The organism is Pseudovibrio axinellae (assembly GCF_900110875.1).
GTDB lineage: Bacteria > Pseudomonadota > Alphaproteobacteria > Rhizobiales > Stappiaceae > Pseudovibrio > Pseudovibrio axinellae.
Genome location: NZ_FOFM01000017.1, coordinates 29,984 through 49,260, shown reverse-complemented (window position 1 = coordinate 49,260; position 19,277 = coordinate 29,984). Strand labels below are relative to the sequence as shown.

Genomic DNA, 19,277 nt, shown 5'->3' with positions numbered 1-19,277 from the left:
GCACTTGGACGCCCGGCGTTCGAGCGCGTACTCGCGACCTGAATTGAACGGGTAAGAGCAACCTGCATTCTGAATTCGATTTCTGCAACAAGGCCCTGATGACTGCCGCAATGATCAAGTTGACGCTAAGGAGAATTGCTCGATATCACTATCCTTGAACGCACGTCCTCAGTGTTAGAGCTGGTTGTGTGGTCTTCCCTAGGGTTATCAATGATTGCTATCACTCATGCAGATTAAATTGATTATATTTATGCTGGTGAATTTAATAAAGTCAGCATCTGTGGTTCTTTGAGGGGGGATTCATTGATGCTATGCGTTTCAGGTGTAAGTATAAGTGGCAGGAAGATAGCTATAGGCCTTTTCTGTTCAACTTTTTTGTATTCATCCATGTCATATGGAGAAGAAATACGCGGTAAATTACTGTTCGGAGATACTCACTTACATACAAGCTACTCTTTTGATGCATTTATGAACCAAAATCATAGTGCAGACCCAGACACAGCCTACCGATGGGCGAAGGGAAAGCCGGTCATACACCCATTTAGCGGCGTTCGCGTACAGATCAAAACACCTTTGGATTTTTTGGTTGTTTCAGATCACGCTGAGGGGATGGGAGTTGTCAGGGCGCTAAGCTCAAACACCGCAATTGAGCCTGACCTAGGATTGTTTGCTTCGCTGAAGCGTTGGGTCGCTGTGCGCATGTTGCGCGATGCGGTCAAGGACCCGAAAGAAGGCTATGAGTTGTTTGCAAGCCTGCTCCCTAAAGCTGCTGCGAATGCATCAGGTGACCCTGTTACGGATCCAAACCACAATAGCCCGAAAAGCAGGTCTACGTTAGGGGACACGCTCCAGACCGAAACGCGCTCATGGCATGAAATTGTTGATGCAGCAGAAGAGCATAATGAACCGGGTAAATTTACATCTTTGATCGGCTGGGAGTGGAGTTCGGTTCCAACAGGTGCCAATTTGCATCGCGTTGTCCTGACACCGGATGGAGGCAAGCATGCCAAGCAATTTGTTCCCTTTGGCTCAGATGACGGCGAATACCCGGAGGAGCTTTGGCAGTGGCTGGATAAAACCTCACAGGAAACCGGAACACGCTTCCTTGCAATTCCGCATAACTCAAACATTTCAAAAGGCTATATGTTTGCGGAAACAAGCCTAAAAGGAAGGCCCATCACACAAGAGTATGCAAGAACAAGAATTAAATGGGAGCCTGTGGTTGAGGTCACGCAGATCAAAGGTGATTCAGAGACACACCCAAAACTATCTCCACAAGATGAGTTTGCTGATTTTGAGACCTACACCTCTTACATCCAAACTGGTGGTGGCACTTATGAGGCTAAACCAGCAGATTTTGTTCGCTCGGCCCTAAAGCGCGGCATGGCAATTGAGGAGAAGGTGGGCGTTAATCCATACAAATTTGGAATGATTGGGTCCACCGACGCCCATACAGGTATCGCTTCGGCAGAAGAGGATAATTTTTGGGGCAAGTTTGCTGGTGATTCAGTACCTGCCCAAAAGGATGGATCTCATGAGGAAGGCGGCCCGATTGGGAATGGTTGGGAGATGTCAGCCTCAGGTTTAGCGGCTGTATGGGTCAATGAAAACACCCGCGATGAAATCTACGCAGCTTTTAAGCGCAAGGAAGTCTACGCGACGACCGGACCGCGCATAGCTGTGCGCATGTTTGCAGGCTGGAAATTTGAAGACGGGGCGCATGACGCTGAAGACCTGGCCAAGATCGGCTACGCACAAGGTGTCCCCATGGGCGGAGATCTACTCCCCCAACCTGAGAACTCCCAGTCAGCTCCCTCCCTCTTAATCCGCGCAACAAAAGACCCCGTTGCGGCAAATCTTGACCGAATTCAAGTTGTCAAAGGCTGGGTAGACAGTGCGGGCGAACAGCACGAGAAGGTCTACAATGTTTCCTGGGCTGGTGACCGCAATGTACGAGCGGACGGATCACTTCCACCAATCGGCAATACGGTGGACTTAAATACGGGGCATTATGAAAACTCCATCGGTAGCCCTGAATTATCTGTGGTCTGGCAAGACCCGGATTTCGAGCCGGATCACCGTTCATTTTACTACGTTCGCGTCTTGCAAATTCCAACACCGCGTCACTCGCTGCTGGATGGCATTGCTTTAAAAATTGACCCGCCAAAAGAGGGCCCCGCCACGCTACAGGAGCGGGCTTACACCTCTCCTATTTGGTACACGCCACAGACTTGATAAGGGTGACGCACATGAGACGGCTATTTTCAGAACCACTCATACAATTCATGGTGTTGGGACTTGTGCTTTTTGTAGCTGTTGAGCTGGTCGCACCTGATCAGCTCTACAGCAACGATCGCAAGCAGATCATCGTAGATGATACCGCGCTGACGCAATACATGCAGTTTCAGGCAAAGTCGTTTACGCCGGATAATGCTGAGCAAAAGTTTGCCAGCTTGGCCCCTGCAGAGCAAAACAGACTGGCACAAGACTATGTTCGGGATCAGGTGCTTTACCGTGAAGCGCTGGCGCTGGGGCTTGAGAAGAATGATGAAATCATACGGCGGCGGCTCATTCAAAAAATGGAGTTTATTGCCAAGGGGTTCGTCGAGGACGCCAAGCCCCCTTCTGAAAGTGATCTGAATGCGTTTTTTGCTGCAAACAGGTCAGATTACATCGACGAAGCTGCTATCAGCTTCACTCACATCTACCTTCCCCATCACAAAGAAAGCGCAACAAAAGCCGCTGCAGAAGCTGAGACACTGCTGCCACGTTTGAATAAAAATAAGACCACAGCGAATGAAGCTTCTGAGTATGGCAAGCGCTTTCATTTCAACCGAAGCTATCAGGTGCGAACCAAAACGTTAATCTCCAGTCATTTTGGGGAGAGTTTTGCAAAGGCGGCCTTTTCACTTAAACCTGCTGACCACTGGCAAGGGCCCATCATCTCACAATATGGTGCGCACCTTCTTTGGGTGAATGCCAGCATGCCTTCGCGTCTGCCTGAACTGTCTGAAGTTGCGCCAATCGTATTGCAAGACTACCGGCGTTATCAGCAAGGTGAGAGTAAGAGGCTGGCTTATGAAAAGCTTCGGCAAACCTACAAGGTCACCTGGAACAGAGGTGAAAACTGATGCCTCTGTTATATATGGTTTGTTTGTTTTTTTGGGCCTCAATAGCGCAGGCGCATGAAGGGCGGCCCGTTTACGTCAAACTTTCCCACGTGGGTGCAACGAGCTATGCGCTGCAATGGAAAACCCCTCCAGTTCTACCGCAGGGCAAAGAGCCACTAATCCAACTCTCTAACCCCACTTGCCAGCGTTCAGACCCGCTGCTGTATCGCTCATTACACGGGCATACGCTTTATGAATGCCAAGGTGCTTCAGAGGCAATTGAAGTTGTGTTGGAGTATCCGTCAGGCAATCCAAGTCTTTCAACACTGCTTGTTTATGAGGATGAAACAGGAGATCAGGTCCAGCAAATTTTTGGCCCTGATCAAACGCGCTTAAAGCCAGTTGTCACAAGTGGCCTGTGGCAAGTTGCTGGTGATTATATCACCTCTGGCATAACCCATATTCTCAGCGGATATGATCACTTGCTGTTTGTGATCTGCCTTTTGTTTATTGCACGGGGGCTGCGCAGAACGCTCCTTACAATAACGGGTTTTACAATAGCGCACTCCATAACACTGGCGCTGTCTGTGTTGCAGGTCGTTTATGTGCCACCTGTCTTTATTGAGTGCCTTATTGCGCTGAGTATTGTGGTTCTTGCTGCCGAGGTGAGCAGGGGAAACCGTGGAACTTTAGCGTGGCGTTACCCGACACTGATCGCCGTTGGTTTTGGTCTGCTGCATGGTTTTGGCTTTGCAAGTGTCCTCTTAGAGGTAGGGTTGCCTCCAAATTTGCAATTTGCGGCATTGGCCTTCTTCAACCTAGGCGTGGAGTTGGGGCAAATTTTATTCGTGGCCCTCTGCTTGGCTGCATACCAACTGGCTTCAAGAGGGTTACGGGTACCACAGCAACGCGTTGCAGCGTTTTCGGCGATCATTATCTTTGCGTCCGGCACCATCGCGGCTTATTGGCTGACGGAGCGCAGCTACATGTTGTTCAACGGTCTTTCATAGGATCAAAACGTTTGCGATGGTTTTACCGACGCAGTGGAGTTGGCGAAAAGGCGGGGCGCTGGTGGTGCCCCGCCAGATACTAAGCGATCTCGCGGTTATGGTTTTCCCAGAATTTTTCGCGAAGTTTGTTCTTTAATACTTTGTTCATTGCAGAAAGAGGCAGCTCGTCAGCCAAGGAGATTGAACGCGGACATTTGTAGCCAGCAATGCGTTCTTTCGCGTGGTTTCGGATCTCTTCAAATGTTGGTGCAGTTCCTTCACGCGGCACGATCACTGCATGAACCGCTTCACCGTAGGTTTCGCTCGGAATACCGATCACAGCGACCATGGCAACGTCTGGGTGCAGCGAAATAGCGCTTTCTACTTCAGCGGTATAAACATTTTCTGCCCCTGTGATGATCATGTCTTTTAAGCGATCTTTGAGGAAGAGCACCCCAAAGTCGTCCTTCATGCCAACATCTCCTGTGCGATAGCCGCCATTACGGATCGCCGCCGCTGTTTGCTCTGGGGCGTTGTAGTAACGGCTCATTATGGACGGGGTGTAAAACACCACCTCTCCAATGCTGTTGGCTGGCAGTTCGTTGCCATCATCATCCTCAACGCGAACGTCAAGCAATGGTGAGCTGGCCTGGCCTGCTGCGCCAGGGCGGGCAAGTTCGCCGGCATGGAATTGCGGCCACAAATACACACCTGCGCCCGCCTCTGTCATGCCGTAGGCCTGTGTCAGATCTGTTTTCGGGAAGTTCTTTTGAACCAGTTTTAGCAGTGCTTCAGAGATTGGAGAGGCACCATAGACGACTTGGGCCACATTTTCGAAATCTTTAGGCTCAAACTCAGGTGCATTAATGAGCATCTGAAACATGATTGGCGCCAGAAGGAAGGATGAGACATCAAATTTTTTGACCGCAGCAACCACCAGGTCAGGTCGGAACATTGGTACGATCACGGTCGGTCTGTTTTGCAACAGACGGGCAAAAATGGGCCCGTAGCCGGACAGGTGGAATATCGGCATGACCACCATGGAAGTGCCCTGCAATGTTGGGCAGCCGTTTGTGGCCAAAATGTTTGCGCAGGACATCATGGACTCATGAGTGTGCACCACGCCTTTCGGGAACCCGGTGGTACCACCAGTGTAGCTCATGAAACACTCGGTGCTCACATCCCGAGCAAGCTCTAACTCACAAGGGGCGTCAAGCAAGCTTTCATAGCGTATTACACCCTCGCCCACGTCGCCTTCGCTGATGTGAATAAAATTTACGAGCGAACCTGCGTTCTCTTTGATCCCATCAACCATTGGGGCGAATGTATCGTCATAAACAATGGTGTTTATCTGGGAGTGGTCGATAGCGTAGAGAAACTCTTTCGGTGACCAGCGGATGTTAAGGGGAACAGTGATCATTCCTGCCAGAATTGAGCCAACCATTACCTCTACATATTCAAAGGAATTGAGGCCAAGTATTGCAATGCGGCTTCCTTTTTCAATGCCAAGTGAAGTTACCCCCCCTGCAAACTGGCGTGCACGCATGGCAAACTGCCTACTGGTGAGCGTCCGCCCGTTAAGGTCGTTCATTAACGGTTTACCGGTCTCAACGCTGCCAAGATAATTGACGAATTTATCGAAATTCAAATCCCCGGACCGTACCGAGTATTCAGATGCAACCATATTCCCCTCCCAAGTTATAGGTTGTTCAGCGCAGAAGGTGCGCTGGTGTTATTAAAAAGTTATGCCTGTTCTCCCGTTGCGCGAACGCTGGTCCGCGATTGTTTTTATTCAGGCTTTAAAGGTATCAATGCATAGGCTGCTGGTTTCAGCAGTTTAATGTCGAGCTTTGGGTGCAGCTTTTGTTGAAGCGCGACACCAAGCAAGTAACTGCCGATGGAAACTGCCCGTATGGCCGTATCCATCTCATCGGGAAACTCTCCTGAGGCTTTGCCGCGTTCCAGCACTGCCACCAATATCTGCTTAATAAAATCGTGCGCTTGCTTGATGGCCTCCCCAAGCAAGGCGATATCTGTCATGCTGCCTGCAACCAGCGCAAAATACGCCCGGTAGCTCGGCTTGTTTTGTAAATCATCAAAATGAATATCGATGTAGCGGTGGATTGCCTCGCGCGCACAGGTTTCCTTGGGAATTTCACATGCAAGGTTTTGGTTGGTTTCAGTGACCATGCGGTCTATCAGCGTGACGAACATTTCGTCTTTTTTGCCCAGACGCTGAATGGTGAGGCCGCGGCTATACCCTGCCCTGCGGCCAATGCTTTCGCATGTCGCCATCTGGATACCGTCTTCATTGATTATTTCAACCAATGCATCCAGCAGCCTGCGCTCTGATTCCTCCCGCCGTTCACCCTGTGTCTTTTTCTTTTCCAAACCAACCCGCTTAAGCAAAACATATTAGTTGAACGTTTAGCAGATATATCAGAGTGTTTTTGTTGCGTAAACGTTAGTTTGCCAAAAAACTAAGTTTAAATATGCAGGTATTCTTTTTAGGAGAAGAATAAATATCGGATCATAAATATAATTTGCTGGTATATTAGTGAATGGTGATGGATATGAGATGGAACGTTGTGCAGGTGCAGCATTTTCGTGCACAGGAGCATGATTAAAACTTCAGTTATGCAATTTTCATAGGAAGGAAGTGAAGTTGGTTCTGTAAATATACTTCTCGATATTGGAAATTCTGTTGTTTTTATCGTTTGTATTTGTGTGCCGTAGGCTGGTTATGCAGCCCCCTTTCCCTTTTCGAAAGGGTGGCTCCTCAACATTTTTGCAGTGCGGGACAAGTGCCAACAAGGGCACATAGTCAGGTTGTGTCGGGCTCAGCGTAGTGCGAGTGCAGCAGCGCCGCGTGCGGAGGCATAACTGCCAGAGTACTGTGATACGGAAACAGGCGGCTGTGTTAATGTTGCCCGGTCCATCTGATCCAGCTTTTCAAAATCGACGCGTTCAACAAGCGCCTGCAGAATCTCCGGCGGCATGGTTCCGCCAAGGATTATGCCTTGCGGATCATAAAAGGCGGTGGCCAGAAAGAGCATGTCGGTGAGCTGAAGGCTGGCTTTTTGCAGCCATGGATCAAACAGCTTTGGTTTTGCCTTATAGATTGCAATGAGCTTGGAGGAAGAGGATGCATCCTCTCCGTGTTGTTTAAGATACTCCAATAAGTCTTGCGAGGAAGGGCGCGACTTGCCCCACCGGGTTAGCACGCCAAGGTTTCCTGCATTGCCGTTATGACCACGATAAACCTGACCCTGCATCACAGAGGCGCCGCCGATGCCTTTGCCGATATAGGCATAAAAGAACCCCTCATATCCGCTGGGATTGCCGAGCATGTTTTCAAAGGTTGCGGCGGCGGTGGCGTCATTTTCCACCACCACGGGGACACTCAGTGCCTGATTTAGCTGCTCAACAAGCTCATCTGCATGCCACGCCCGCATGCTGCTGGAAAGAATGAGGCCCTGTTTGTCGGCGTAAAAGTTACCAGAAAGCGCCAGACCAATACCTGTAAGGCGCTCTCGCGGCAGGTTTTGTTCTGCCATGAGATTCAGCAGTTTCTGGCTTGCAAATGAGCTGGCTTCTTGCACGGAGCTAAACGTGTTTTCCTGACGATATTCGCCGCGTACTTTGCCCGCCAAATCCATGATAATCATCGTTATGTGATCGGGGGACATGGACAGGCCGGCGGCATAGGCTGCATCGCCGATCAACTCTAGTGACACCGCAGGTTGACCGCGGGTACCAATGCGCTTTTTTTGCCCTTCCTGGAGCAGCCCGGTGCCGAGCATCGTGCGAATCTGGACGCTGATCGATGCTGGCGTGATTCCAATTCTATCTGACAGGTCCACCCGCGAAAGGCTGTTATCGCGGCGCAACAAGTCGATGATTTGGCGTTGTGTTTCAGAAAGAGAAAGGGGCAAAGTCCGGGCCTCGAGCCGCTTACAACACGGCGTATAAATTGGGTAATACAATCCATACTTGCCAAACTGTCATTAATTAGTCAAACTAACTAAATAAAAATAATCCGGTCTCTGACGGCTTTTTGCCGATGTTCATTTCATCCCTGGGAGGGTTCTTATGTCAATCAGATCGATTGTTGGTTCAGCTGTGGTTGCTGCGACCGCTCTTTCGTTTGCTCCTGCAGCTATGGCTGAGGAAATTACAGTTAAACTTTGGTCTCGTGCCGATCGTGCTGGTCCGCTAAGGGCAGGCAATATCGTTGCTGCTGCCGAAACACTCAATGCCATGCTCAAGGCCTCTGGTTCTGAAAAGAGCGTCAAGGTGGAGTTGATCGAAACCAACGCAAAGGGTTTTGATGCTGATGCTCTTGACTTGCTGAAAGCGCATAGTGTTGGCGAAGCGCCAGATATTGCGGTTGCTGCACACGAATGGATCGGTTCGTTTGTGGAAGCAGGTTTTGCAGCCAACATGGAGGAGCATATTGCCTCTGTCCCGGATCTTTATGCAGATATGATCCCCTCCTTGTGGACCTCTGTCTCCTACAAGGGGAACCGCTATGGCGTGCCGCAGGATTCTGAAGTGCGCATGTTTTTTTACAACAACGACAAGCTGCGTGCGCTTGGCAAATCTGAGGAGTTTATTGCGGGCCTGCCTGCTGCGGTAAATTCTGGAGAATTTACACTTTACGATCTGTGCGATGTTGCAGGTGAAGCCGTTGAAAAAGGAATTGCAGAGCAAGGACTGCTGCACCGGCCCAATATCGGACCGGACTTCCAGATGCTTATGGCCTCCTTTGGCATCGAAATGTATAATCAGGAGCAGGCCAAGCTTCAGATCTCAAAGAGTAAGCTAACCGAATATTACGGTTGGCTGCGCTACTGCGTAGAAAAGAAGGCAATCCCTGCTGACATTACCTCCTGGGACTGGTCTTCTGTTCACGACGCGTTCAGAGGCAAAAAAACAGCTCTTATCAAGTTCCATGGTATTTGGCATGGCAACAACCAGATTAAGGCCTTTGGTCTGGAGCTGGATGATAAAGACGGGTACTTCGATAAAATCACATGGACGAATGCACCAGCGGCAGCAAAGGGTGGGTCTCCCTCCAACATGTCGCATCCGATCGTTTATGTGGTCAACGAGCAGTCGGACCAAAAAGAACTTGCAGCAATGTTGGTTGCTCTGGCCTCTCAGCCCGTTCCAAATACCCGCCACGCAGTGACCACCAACCATACTCCAATCACCTTCGGCCAAACTGCCATGCCTGACTTCGTCGAAAAAGGGTGGTTGCAGATTGCAGGTACTCCGTTGCTCAAATACGCGCAGTTCATGCCAAATCATTCAAAAATCGGGCAGTACAACTCGATCACCTTCCAGGGCGTGCAGGCGGTAGAAACTGGCGAAATGGGCCCGCAAGAAGCTGCTGAGTTTGTGATCGAGGAGCTGGAAGCTGAGCTCAGCGATGACGTGATTATTCTGGACTGAGGCAGTCGCTAAACCAATGCCGGGGGAGTTCACTCCTCCGGTTTCTTTGTTAAGGCCATTATTCATGCAAACCACGTTGATGAACCGCAGCAAACGACGGCAAATGTCAAATGCAGCTCTGTTTATGGGGCCAGCAATTGTTCTGCTGCTGCTGTTCTTTGTTGCGCCGATCATCCTGAACCTGTTTGTCGCTTTTTCCGACATGCATCAAACGGTAGATTTTCGCGAGTTTACAACCAAACAATTTGCCAAGCTGTTTATAGCAGATGACGAGGCCTTACTCGGGTTCTCTCTGCGCTATGCCTTCAACAAGGCACTAATCCTTTCTGCCATCTATGTGTTTTGCACACTCTTGTTCTTTAATGTCGGTTTCGGCCTGATCCTTGCTATCACAACCACATCCATTCCAGAACGTCTTGGCACATTTTATCGGGCGGTCTGGCTGCTGCCACGCATGAGCCCTTCTGTGGTGTATGCCCTGTTGTGGCACTGGACGATTACGCCCACGGAAACTGGTTTGCTGAACCAGATACTGGTGTACTCCGGTCTAGAGCCCATCAACCTGAAGCTCGATAACCCTATGCTTCTGATAATTCTGGCGAACGGATTTATCGGCGCCTCCATGGGCATGATTATCTTCACAAGTGCGATCCGCAGTATTCCCAAACATCTGTTTTACGCTGCAAAAGTGGATGGGGCTGGTCCACTTGCCATAATCCGCTTTGTCGTGATCCCTGCGCTGCGTTGGCCGCTGAGCTACATCACCGTTTATCAGACGCTCGCACTGTTGGTTTCCTTTGAATATATCTGGCTTCTTATGGGGCCAGCGCGCTCAACTATGACATTGGCCATGCTTGCCTTTACCAAATCTCTGGCACCAGGCGTGGGCGGTGGGCAGTACGCTTATGGTGCTGCTATTTCTCTCATTTTGATCATTATTGGTGTGATTGCAGCGTTGGGCCTGTGGCGGCTAACCAACATGAAGAAGCTGCTTCAAGCACCGAGAATCGAGGTACACTAAGATGACTGAGGTTCTTCTCGCTCCCACATCACCTAGACCTGACGCTGAGCACGTTGCGCCGCGTGACTGGACAGCAATTGCACGAAAGTCAAAGCTGGCACGGCGCGTGCGTTTGGGCTTGCTACTGGTGTTTTTGACGGTTTGCAGTCTGCCAGTGATCCTGCCCTATTTCTGGATGTTCATGATTTCGTTCACCGCAAAGCTGGGTGAACCGGAATCTGGGTCCATGTGGATTTCCTGTGCAATCCTTGGCCCGCTTGTCCTTAGTTATGGAGCAGCCCACATGCTGCTCAAAACAACCCGTGCGCGGATTATCACTGGCAGTGTAATGGCGCTGATTGCTGTTGCCTTGCTGGTGTATTTCATCGGCGGCGAATTTCATTTCTTCAACTACCGTTTCCTTGTGACGCCTGATCTTGTTGAAGGCACACTTGGTAAAGGCACTGCGGGAGGTCAGTTCCCGTGGGTTTGGGAAGCCTTTGGAAACTCGTTGTTGCTGGCTGGTGCGCAAACGCTCATTGTCGTCATCGTATCAACGCTTGCAGGTTACTATCTGTCTCGCTTTGCATTTGTAGGGCGTGCTGGGTTTTTGCAAAGCCTGCTGGTTTTGCAGGCTTTCCCGGCTATGACGCTGATTATCCCGATCTTCCTCATTTCCCACTATGCCGGTTTGTTGAACACGCTGGTTGCACCAATGCTGGTTATTACCGCGCTGGAACTACCGTTCTTCATCTTTATTATGAAGGGGTTCTTTGATGCAGTACCCTGGGACATTGAGATGAGCGCCCTTGTCGATGGCGCAAGCCGCAAGCAAGCGTTTGCCAAAGTCATATTACCCCAGGTACGTGTGGGCATGATGGCGATTGCAATCTTTGCATTTATCAAAGGCTGGGAAGAATACATCTTTGTTTCCTCCCTTCGCACTGGCTCCTCATATTGGGTGATGAGCCTTTACCTCTACTACGTCTCTGAGGATGTAATGGGCGTTGACTATGGCCTTGTTGCAGCTGTTGGCGTGTTCTACCTGCTGCCTGCCTTGCTGCTTTATGTGTTCACTCAAAAGTACCTCACGCAGATGTCTGTAGGCGGAATTAAAGGGTAACTTCATGTCTCAAATTGATCTTAAAAACATCTCCAAGTCCTGGGGTGACAAACCTGCTGTCGACGGCCTGAACCTTTCGATTGCAAATGGGGAGCTGGTGGCGCTGCTTGGTCCTTCGGGCTGTGGCAAGTCGACCACATTGATGATGCTTGCTGGCATCTATGCGCCCACATCAGGTGACATTCTATTTGATGGAGAGCGTGTCAATGATGTTGAGCCCAAGGACCGCAATGTTGGAATTGTGTTCCAGTCCTATGCGCTTTACCCAAACATGAGCGTGGAGGATAACATCCTGTTTCCCCTCCGTTTCAAAGGCAAAGTGGGAGAAAACGAGCGCAGGCAGGCCAGGGAAATGGCAGAGCTGGTGGAAATTGGCGCATTGCTGGAGCGCCGCCCTGCCCAGCTTTCTGGCGGTCAGCAACAGCGGGTGGCTCTGGCCCGCGCATTGATCAAACGACCCAACCTTTTGCTACTGGATGAGCCGCTTTCCAACCTAGATGCAACACTGCGTATGACCATGCGTACGGAAATCAAGAGGCTGCAACGCGAGCTTGGGGTGACGACCATTTTGGTGACGCATGATCAGCTGGAAGCCACAACAATGGCAGACCGGGTGGTTTGTATGAATGCGGGGAGCATAGAACAATCCGGGTCTGCAGATGATCTATATTTGAGGCCCACCAGTCTGTTTATTGCAGGGTTCATCGGCTCGCCTCAGATGAACTTGCTTCCTGCGACCGCAAAGGGCACCAATCTGGCCTGCGGTTCTGTGCAAATGGGTATTGCCGGAATGCTGGAAGGAGACGTTATGCTCGGTCTGCGGCCAGAGCACCTTCACTTTGCAGAGCAAGGCTTTGCAGGGGAGGTCATTGGTGTTGAGCCGATGGGTCGTGAGGTTTTGTATGCTGTTCGCACTGATCTGGGTGTGCTGCGCGTTCTGGAGGTTGGTGCCCTGCCCCGCCTGCAAGCTGGGGATGGGGTGAAAATTGCAGTTGATACGGACAAGGCCGTTCTTTTTGATCGAACTGATGGGCAGCGTACCCAACACAGACTGGCAGCATAACCAATGAAATTTACGAGTTATAACATCCAGTACGGGTTTGGCGCGGATGGTAAGAACGACCTTGCCCGCATTGCAAGTGAGCTTCGCGGGGCGGATGTGATTGCGCTGCAAGAGGTGGAGCGGTTTTGGGAGCGCTCCGGTGATGTTGACCAGGCAGCACTACTCGCCGAACTGCTTCCAGAGTATTACTGGGTCTATGGGGCGAACCTGGATATGGACGCATCCCACAAGGATGCAAATGGAGCGGTGCAAAACCGGCGCCGCCAGTTTGGCACGATGATCCTCTCGCGCCACCCGATTGTCTCTTCGCGCAATTTTCCGTTGCCCAAATACGGGACCATGACACAGCATTCCATCCAGCAAGGGGTGTTGGAGGCGGTGCTGGATTTGCCCAGTGCGCCATTACGTGTCTATTGCACCCACCTGTCCCACCTATGTAGCGAAACACGACGTCCGCAGGTCGGCGCACTCATGGATATCGTCAACCGGGCTCCGCTGGAGGGCGGCGCGTGGTGTGGTGGTCATCCCGACCCTCGTGCCGGTTGGACGCAAGGTGAAATGCCGCCTATGCCCCGCGAGGCCATTTTGATGGGCGACATGAACTTTACCCATGCCTCCCCAGAATACGCAATGATTGTGGGCGTGACTTGCGAGAAATACGGCAGGCTCATTAATCCGCAAGGATTTGCAGATGCATATGTGCTGGCCGGTCATGAGGAGCAAAGCGGGTATTCGGTCATCAGTCAACAGTACCGGATTGACCACTGCTTCATTTCCAGCAGTCTTGCACCCAAACTGCAAAAAGCTTGGATAGATGTAAAAGCACAAGGATCAGACCATTACCCGCTTCATGTGGAACTGGATGTTTAAAGGGCATTGTGCAAATGGCTCGCCGGTTATACTGGCGGGTGTTGCGCTCACGTGATGGGCGCAAGCTGTAAATCGGGTCCTGCTCACCCGCTACGTGGGCAGGGTGGCAGGCCCAGTGTGAACGTCGCTGCGAAAATGGCCACGTAAGAGAACAATAAGAGAACTTATTTTTTGACCTCTGCGCGAATGCGCCCCACGGTCGCCCTATGAACTCGAAAGATTCTGGCAATCTCAGCAGCCGAGCGACCTTCTTTCAACATACCTATGATTTCAGAGCGTCGTTCGGTTGTCAGTTTTGGACGACGCCCTCCTTTTCGGCCTCGCTCACGGGCGGCCTGCAAGCCAGCCATTGTTCTCTCGCGCATGATAGCCCGCTCGAATTCAGCAAAGGAGCCGAGCATTTGCGTCATCATGGGGTCTATCCCCGCAAAGGTACCGAATGCGACATAGGATTTACGGCCCTGTTATTTGCCTGATCAGATTGGCTTTTGGTCATGTACTGGCTCCAGGCGGTGTATCGCGCTCAACTTTCAGGACGCGCCTTGCGTGATCACGTAGCTGGCCTGCCGGCCCGACGTAGCGGTAGAGGGTTGCGCGGCTGATGCCGAGTTCACGGCACAGGTCAGCGACACTGGTGTCCCGATTGGCCATGGCGGACTGAGCCAGGCGGATCTGGTTTTTGGTCAATTCGAATTGGCGTCCGCCTTTACGACCCCGCGTGCGGGCAGCAGCGAGACCGGCCATGGTGCGTTCGCGAATGAGATCACCCTCGAACTCGGCCAGCGCCGCGAATATCCCAAATATCAGTTTTCCGCTTGACGCAGTTGTGTCGATATTGGCGCCCTGGCCAGTGAGAACTCAGAGCCCGACACCTCGTTCCGAGAGGTTACGCACGGTGGTGACCAAGTGCTTGAGATCACGTCCGAGCCGGTCGAGCTTCCATATATAAAGAGTATCACCTTTACGCAGGGCTTTCAGGCAAGCCTCCAGGCCAGACCGGTCCTCCCGTTTTCCCGACGCTTTGTCCTTGTAGATGTGATCAGGAGCCACATTAGCAGCGGCGAGCGCATCTATCTGCAGGTCGAGGGCCTGTGAGCCGTCAGCTTTGGAAATCCGGGCATATCCGAGGTTCATGCTTACACTCCTATCATGGGTGTATCACAGACGACCGTTTGTGTGACGTCAGCAAAACGGCCCGCCGACAAGGCTAGACATGTATCACATCCCCTCTCACGAAGAAAGAATACCAAACCTCCCTCGATACCAAAAGAGACGCACCCCATGCCACGCATGCAAATTCTCTCGCCGGCCGAACAGCGCGCCTTCGACACACCGCCCCGGATGAACGCCGCGCAGCGCAAAGCTGCCTTCGATTTTCCGCTCGGTTTCCAAAAGGAGGCCGAGCAATTGCGAAACCCGTTTCATCAGATCGGATTTTGTCTGAATGCCGGCTACTTCCGCCATGGTCGGCGATGCTTCGCTCCGGAGACATTCTACTCCAACGACATTGCATACGTTGCCGGCAGGCTGGGGCATGACGCGGCATTGTTCGAGGCAGGCGCCTACCGAGATCGGACGCGTCAGCGTCACAAACGCGCCATAGAGCGCCTGTCCGGCTTCCGGTCTCTGAAGGGTGACGGCGAGTTGCAGCTATCTCATTTGATCGACCAGAAGGTCAGGGTACACGAAAAACCAAAAGCTATTTTCCAGGTCGCGGTTGACCATCTGCTGACGAACCGGATCGCAATCCCGGGCTTTCGCCGCTTGCAAGAAATGATCCTGTCAGCCATAGGGCGCTTCAGAACCCGCGAGACAGCCCTGGTCGAAGCCCATTTGCCGGAGAAGCTTGCCAACGAACTTGATCTGCTTTTGGGTGAGAGCCAGGAAGGTGACGGGATCACACGCAGCCGGTTGGCTGTCCTGAAACAGAACTCTCAATCCGTTCGTCCCCGGGCTGTAAAGAACAGACTGGCCAATCATACCGATCTGTCAGCGCTGTACCAGCAACTCGAGCCGATCATCGAGATATTGAGCTGGGATCGGAACAGCGCACGCAACTACGCGCTCACCGTGATGAAATCAGATCCTCACGATCTGCGGCGTCGAAAGCCAGCCGACCGCTACCTCCACCTCATCGCCTTTGTCATCCATCAATATTATGCCCTCCAGGACAATCTCGTTGCCACGCTGCTCAGTTCCGTCAAGACGACCGAGACTGCGGCAACCCGCGAGTTCAAGGATTGGTGCTATGTCGAGAGAAAGTCGCAGGCGGCAAAACTGCGGGCGCAGATTCAGGCTTTCCAGGATCACTTCAAATCCGCCATGGCGACCCTGCGCGGCGTGTTCGAAGCCGACGACCTCACCAACGCCGACAAGCTGGACAGCCTGCATCTCCTGTTGTTTCCAGTCGATGCCGAACCGGTGCTATCGGATGCCATCCTGAAAGACATGAAGAACGATGCAAGTGTATCGCAGGCCGAGGATGCCCGATATTATGATATTCTGGAAGCCAGATCCCGACGCCTGCAAAACGGGATGTGCGGCTGAGAGGAACGAAAAAGTACCACAAGGATTGATTGGTCTTTTCAAAAGTCGTATTCGGAACTAGGATCGTTAAGAGGCCTAAGTTCCCCTCTTCGGACGTTTTCCGGCAGGGCGAATTCATATCGTCCGAGGAAATTGATATGACGCCAGAAAATTGGAGACAGGCGGGCGATATCAACGGGGTCGACATTCATACCTTGATTGCTGATGCACTGCAGCGCTTCCTGCATATAGGTTGCGTTCCAATGGATCACAGCGTTGAGGGCCAACCCCAAAACTCCAAGCTGCTCTTCTTGGCCATGACGCATAGGTTTTCTGATTTCTCCCCGTTCGCCGTGATGGATCCGACGGCCAAGCTTATGTCGCAGTTCCTGACGGTTCAATTGGGTCAGAATGCGCCGCCGAAACGGCCGTTCATCAACATATCGCAGGATGTGCAGTGTCTTGATGATCCGCCCAAGCTGGGAAAGGGCCTTGGCAAGAGTGGTCGGGAGATCCTTGATCTGCAGCATGCGCATGACACTGGCGGCTTTCAGGTGGCCAAGCTTAAGCGATCCTGCCAATCTGATCAGATCCCCCCAGTTTTCACTGATAAGCTGAATGTTGACGGTGCCATCGGTAATCTCATCAAAGGGGCCGTAATCGGCATTCTTATAGATGCGCCACAGCTTGGCGCCACCTATATCCGCCAGCCGCGGGCTGAACTGGTAGCCAAGCAACCAAAACAGCCCAAATATTGCATCGGAATAAGCCGCGCTATCTGTCATGACCTCCAGCGGCTCCAGCTCACTCTCCTGTTCGAGCCGAAGGGCAAGAACTGTGAGGCTGTCCCGCAAGGTTCCCGGAATTACGGTGGCTCCCAGACCGCTGAATTGATCCGAGATCATATTGTACCAGGTTATTCCCCGCACCTGACCGAAGTATTTGGGATTGGGTCCAGCATGGATCGCACTCGAGGGTGCGACAAAGCGCATGCCGTCTGCAGAGGCAACTTCTCCCGAGCCCCAGTGCGCCGTGATCGGCAACCGGCTGTGAGCGGAAATGAAAAGTGCATTGGCAGCACTTATGGTTTCTGGACGAATGAAGTTCTGAATGATCCACGACAGCCGGCTGCGACGCAGCGCTGGAATATCGGGGCGGATCAGGGGTTCGAAACCAACATTGCAGCCCTGTGCAATCAAAGCGGCGCACAGACTGATTTCGAAATCCTCTACCCGGGCCTGACGCTCGCTCAAGTGAGTAAAGGCTTTAGCAAGCCCGGTACGGGCAATGACTTCAAGGAAGATATCGGTAATACCTGCTTTGGGCACCAGGGCGTGAACCATCGGGCGAAGCTTTTTGAGGCTGTCGGGTTCCTCCAATCGATCCAGTGGTGTCACAACAATCCTTGGTTTCCCCTCAGAATTTTCAATGCGCAAATCGGGGTTATTGGGGACACGATCAGCGACGCGAAGATAGGCTTTATCAAGCAGGTCGGAGAGCTTGTTCAGCTCTGTTGTGGCATCGAGGGAGCGTCTCAGGCTGCGACAGACCATTGCTTTGGCTTCTTGCCAGCGGGATCCCTCAAGCATACCAAGGCGAGGATCACCATATCTAATACCCGGCTTAGCAAAAACATCGCGCCGTTTAAGAGCGCTACGCCAAGCATCAATAGTGGCAAACACGTACGCCTTCGGGTCAATTACCTGACCGTTCTGATCCAGTACGTATTGCCGCCATGGCTTTGGAATGGCTCTGGTCGGTGCATCTCGCATGGTTGCCCTCGACCAATCCTGCTTGGATTTAAGATCAGAAACGGCCTTGGCGAGATCTTCTCCACCTGGTGCAGATCCGGTTTCAATGCGGGTTGTAATATTAAAAAACAAACGCCGGGTTCGACGCCAGCGCAAACGCAACTCATCATAAGGCTTGGAGGGGTTGGGCCGAGCAATCGCAGCGACTTTCCCCATTGCCGCTTCAATCTGAGGGCGTGGCAACTTTTTGAACAATGCTTCTTGCCAGTCGTTCAGCGGCATACGATTTTCGCTTATGACGAGAAGGGCCATTTCGCTCAAAACAAGAGCTGCATCATCCAGATCACGCAGACTTCTCAATCTGGTTCGGTTGTTGGCTGCTTCCGCATCACGAACCAGATCCGCCAGCAGGGCTTCGGCAAGTTCAGTAACATCATCCTGCGCGGTTGCCTCGAGAGTGTAAAAAAGAGCGGCAACAGTGGCGGTGCGCCGTGGCTCTTGCAAAGCGGCAATAGCAGAAGGCTTGCTGGTACGAGCAACACGAGCCAATCGTTCAAGACTGACCGCTGGAACACCTTTGGGCGGGATTGGCCGCATATCAAAGGCACGGACTGCATCAAGTCTGTCAAGATGACGGAAGAACTCCGTAGAAGCCCGCTTTTTGGAAGCTGTGCGCAAAGAATCCAAAGCGGCAAAGGCAGCCGGATCACTCTCATGAAACAAAGCTGCAATAGGCTGACGCTGCTCGTCAGTAAGCCCTGCAATCAGGCGGTGCCACAATCTGGTCTGCGCTCGTTCCCTGACGCGGCCAACCAGCCTTTCAAGAGTGGAGATGCCGGGCAGCAGAATTTTGTTTGTAACCAGCCAAGAAACAGCTCGCTCGACCAAAAGTCCGGGCTGATCTTCACCGCTCCAGTACTGAGAATAAAGCCAGCGACACAAACGGAAATAGGCAAAACCGCTGTTACCAAACTCGGTGAACCCAAATTTGTCCCGCACCAGAAAACTGTGCCGCTTAAAAGTCTGGGTTTTGCGGTCGAAATAGCTGGAGAGGTCTGTGTCAGGCGTACAATCCAGCTGTCCACACAAGCTAACGATAACACCTTGCGGGACGTCCTCTTCGCTTCTGGGAAAAGTGCCAAGAAATCTAGCACTGCAGAGCAGGACCACGCATCCGAGGCGATTGCGTTCGCCGCGAAGCGTTCGAATGACATCAAGGTCGCTGTGGTCGAGATGAAAGTATCTGGCCAACTGTTCAGGTGTCGGATCGGCAGTAAAGCGGCCCAAGGTGTTACGCAGATCAGCAGTAAGGTGGCGGGTGGGCATGTTTTGCAAATCTTACAAGTTTTGCGAGGCTTACGGAGCACACGAGAAAAACACAAGGAATC

At 51.9% G+C, this 19,277-nt stretch carries 14 protein-coding genes and 1 pseudogene; 9 read left to right on the top strand and 6 right to left on the bottom strand.

Translation table 11 applies throughout. The features are described 5' to 3' along the window. Positions 1-306 precede the first annotated feature (306 nt). The 3 genes from BMZ51_RS21210 to BMZ51_RS21200 are packed head-to-tail and all read left to right on the top strand — an operon-like array spanning position 307 to position 4,120. Positions 307-2,235, top strand: coding sequence for a DUF3604 domain-containing protein (locus BMZ51_RS21210; protein ID WP_082825636.1), 1,929 nt, complete (start codon positions 307-309; stop codon positions 2,233-2,235). A 14-nt stretch (positions 2,236-2,249) separates the two neighbouring features. Then, complete coding sequence (locus BMZ51_RS21205) at positions 2,250-3,131, top strand: peptidyl-prolyl cis-trans isomerase (RefSeq protein ID WP_082825637.1); 882 nt, start codon at positions 2,250-2,252, stop codon at positions 3,129-3,131. Next, positions 3,131-4,120 carry a HupE/UreJ family protein gene (locus BMZ51_RS21200; RefSeq protein ID WP_068006515.1) on the top strand — a complete coding sequence of 330 codons (990 nt, stop codon included), beginning with the start codon at positions 3,131-3,133 and terminating at the stop codon, positions 4,118-4,120. The genes BMZ51_RS21205 and BMZ51_RS21200 overlap by 1 nt, the downstream gene beginning before the upstream one ends. 79 nt (positions 4,121-4,199) lie before the next feature. On the opposite strand, the gene BMZ51_RS21195 is transcribed toward BMZ51_RS21200, so the two are convergent. From BMZ51_RS21195 to BMZ51_RS21185, 3 genes are all read right to left on the bottom strand, one after another. Then, entirely contained in the window at positions 4,200-5,783 is a 1,584-nt protein-coding gene (locus tag BMZ51_RS21195) for an AMP-binding protein (RefSeq protein ID WP_068006518.1), read from the bottom strand. A gap of 104 nt (positions 5,784-5,887) precedes the next feature. Beyond that, entirely contained in the window at positions 5,888-6,490 is a 603-nt protein-coding gene (locus BMZ51_RS21190) for a TetR/AcrR family transcriptional regulator (protein WP_068006542.1), read from the bottom strand. A gap of 449 nt (positions 6,491-6,939) precedes the next feature. Next, positions 6,940-8,034 (bottom strand): ROK family transcriptional regulator, encoded by a 1,095-nt coding sequence (locus BMZ51_RS21185; RefSeq protein ID WP_068006520.1) that lies wholly within the window; start codon positions 8,032-8,034, stop codon positions 6,940-6,942. A 157-nt stretch (positions 8,035-8,191) separates the two neighbouring features. Between BMZ51_RS21185 and BMZ51_RS21180 the strand changes: the two genes are divergently transcribed. From BMZ51_RS21180 to BMZ51_RS21160, 5 genes are all read left to right on the top strand, one after another. Beyond that, the gene (locus BMZ51_RS21180) at positions 8,192-9,556 is read left to right on the top strand and encodes a sugar ABC transporter substrate-binding protein (RefSeq protein ID WP_068006522.1); all 1,365 of its coding nucleotides are present in this window, start codon (positions 8,192-8,194) and stop codon (positions 9,554-9,556) included. A 64-nt stretch (positions 9,557-9,620) separates the two neighbouring features. Next, a complete protein-coding gene (locus BMZ51_RS21175) occupies positions 9,621-10,577 on the top strand; it encodes a carbohydrate ABC transporter permease (protein ID WP_068006524.1) in 957 nt (318 codons plus the stop codon). Between the two features lies 1 nt (position 10,578). Beyond that, a complete protein-coding gene (locus BMZ51_RS21170) occupies positions 10,579-11,679 on the top strand; it encodes a carbohydrate ABC transporter permease (RefSeq protein WP_074882311.1) in 1,101 nt (366 codons plus the stop codon). A 4-nt stretch (positions 11,680-11,683) separates the two neighbouring features. After that, entirely contained in the window at positions 11,684-12,742 is a 1,059-nt protein-coding gene (locus BMZ51_RS21165) for an ABC transporter ATP-binding protein (protein WP_068006527.1), read from the top strand. Between the two features lie 3 nt (positions 12,743-12,745). Next, positions 12,746-13,612, top strand: a complete 867-nt coding sequence (locus BMZ51_RS21160; RefSeq protein WP_068006529.1) for an endonuclease/exonuclease/phosphatase family protein — start codon at positions 12,746-12,748, stop codon at positions 13,610-13,612. A gap of 164 nt (positions 13,613-13,776) precedes the next feature. Here BMZ51_RS21160 and BMZ51_RS21155 read toward each other — a convergent pair whose 3' ends face one another. Both BMZ51_RS21155 and BMZ51_RS21150 read right to left on the bottom strand, forming a co-directional pair. After that, a complete protein-coding gene (locus tag BMZ51_RS21155) occupies positions 13,777-14,025 on the bottom strand; it encodes a recombinase family protein (protein WP_082825639.1) in 249 nt (82 codons plus the stop codon). Between the two features lie 79 nt (positions 14,026-14,104). After that, a pseudogene (locus BMZ51_RS21150) lies at positions 14,105-14,746 on the bottom strand (recombinase family protein). Positions 14,747-14,893: 147 nt separating this feature from the next. Between BMZ51_RS21150 and BMZ51_RS21145 the strand changes: the two are divergent. Next, positions 14,894-16,159 (top strand): DUF4158 domain-containing protein, encoded by a 1,266-nt coding sequence (locus BMZ51_RS21145; RefSeq protein ID WP_068006531.1) that lies wholly within the window; start codon positions 14,894-14,896, stop codon positions 16,157-16,159. A 38-nt stretch (positions 16,160-16,197) separates the two neighbouring features. Here the strand turns inward: BMZ51_RS21145 and BMZ51_RS21140 are convergent, their stop codons facing one another. Then, complete coding sequence (locus tag BMZ51_RS21140) at positions 16,198-19,215, bottom strand: Tn3 family transposase (RefSeq protein WP_068006533.1); 3,018 nt, start codon at positions 19,213-19,215, stop codon at positions 16,198-16,200. Positions 19,216-19,277: the final 62 nt, after the last annotated feature.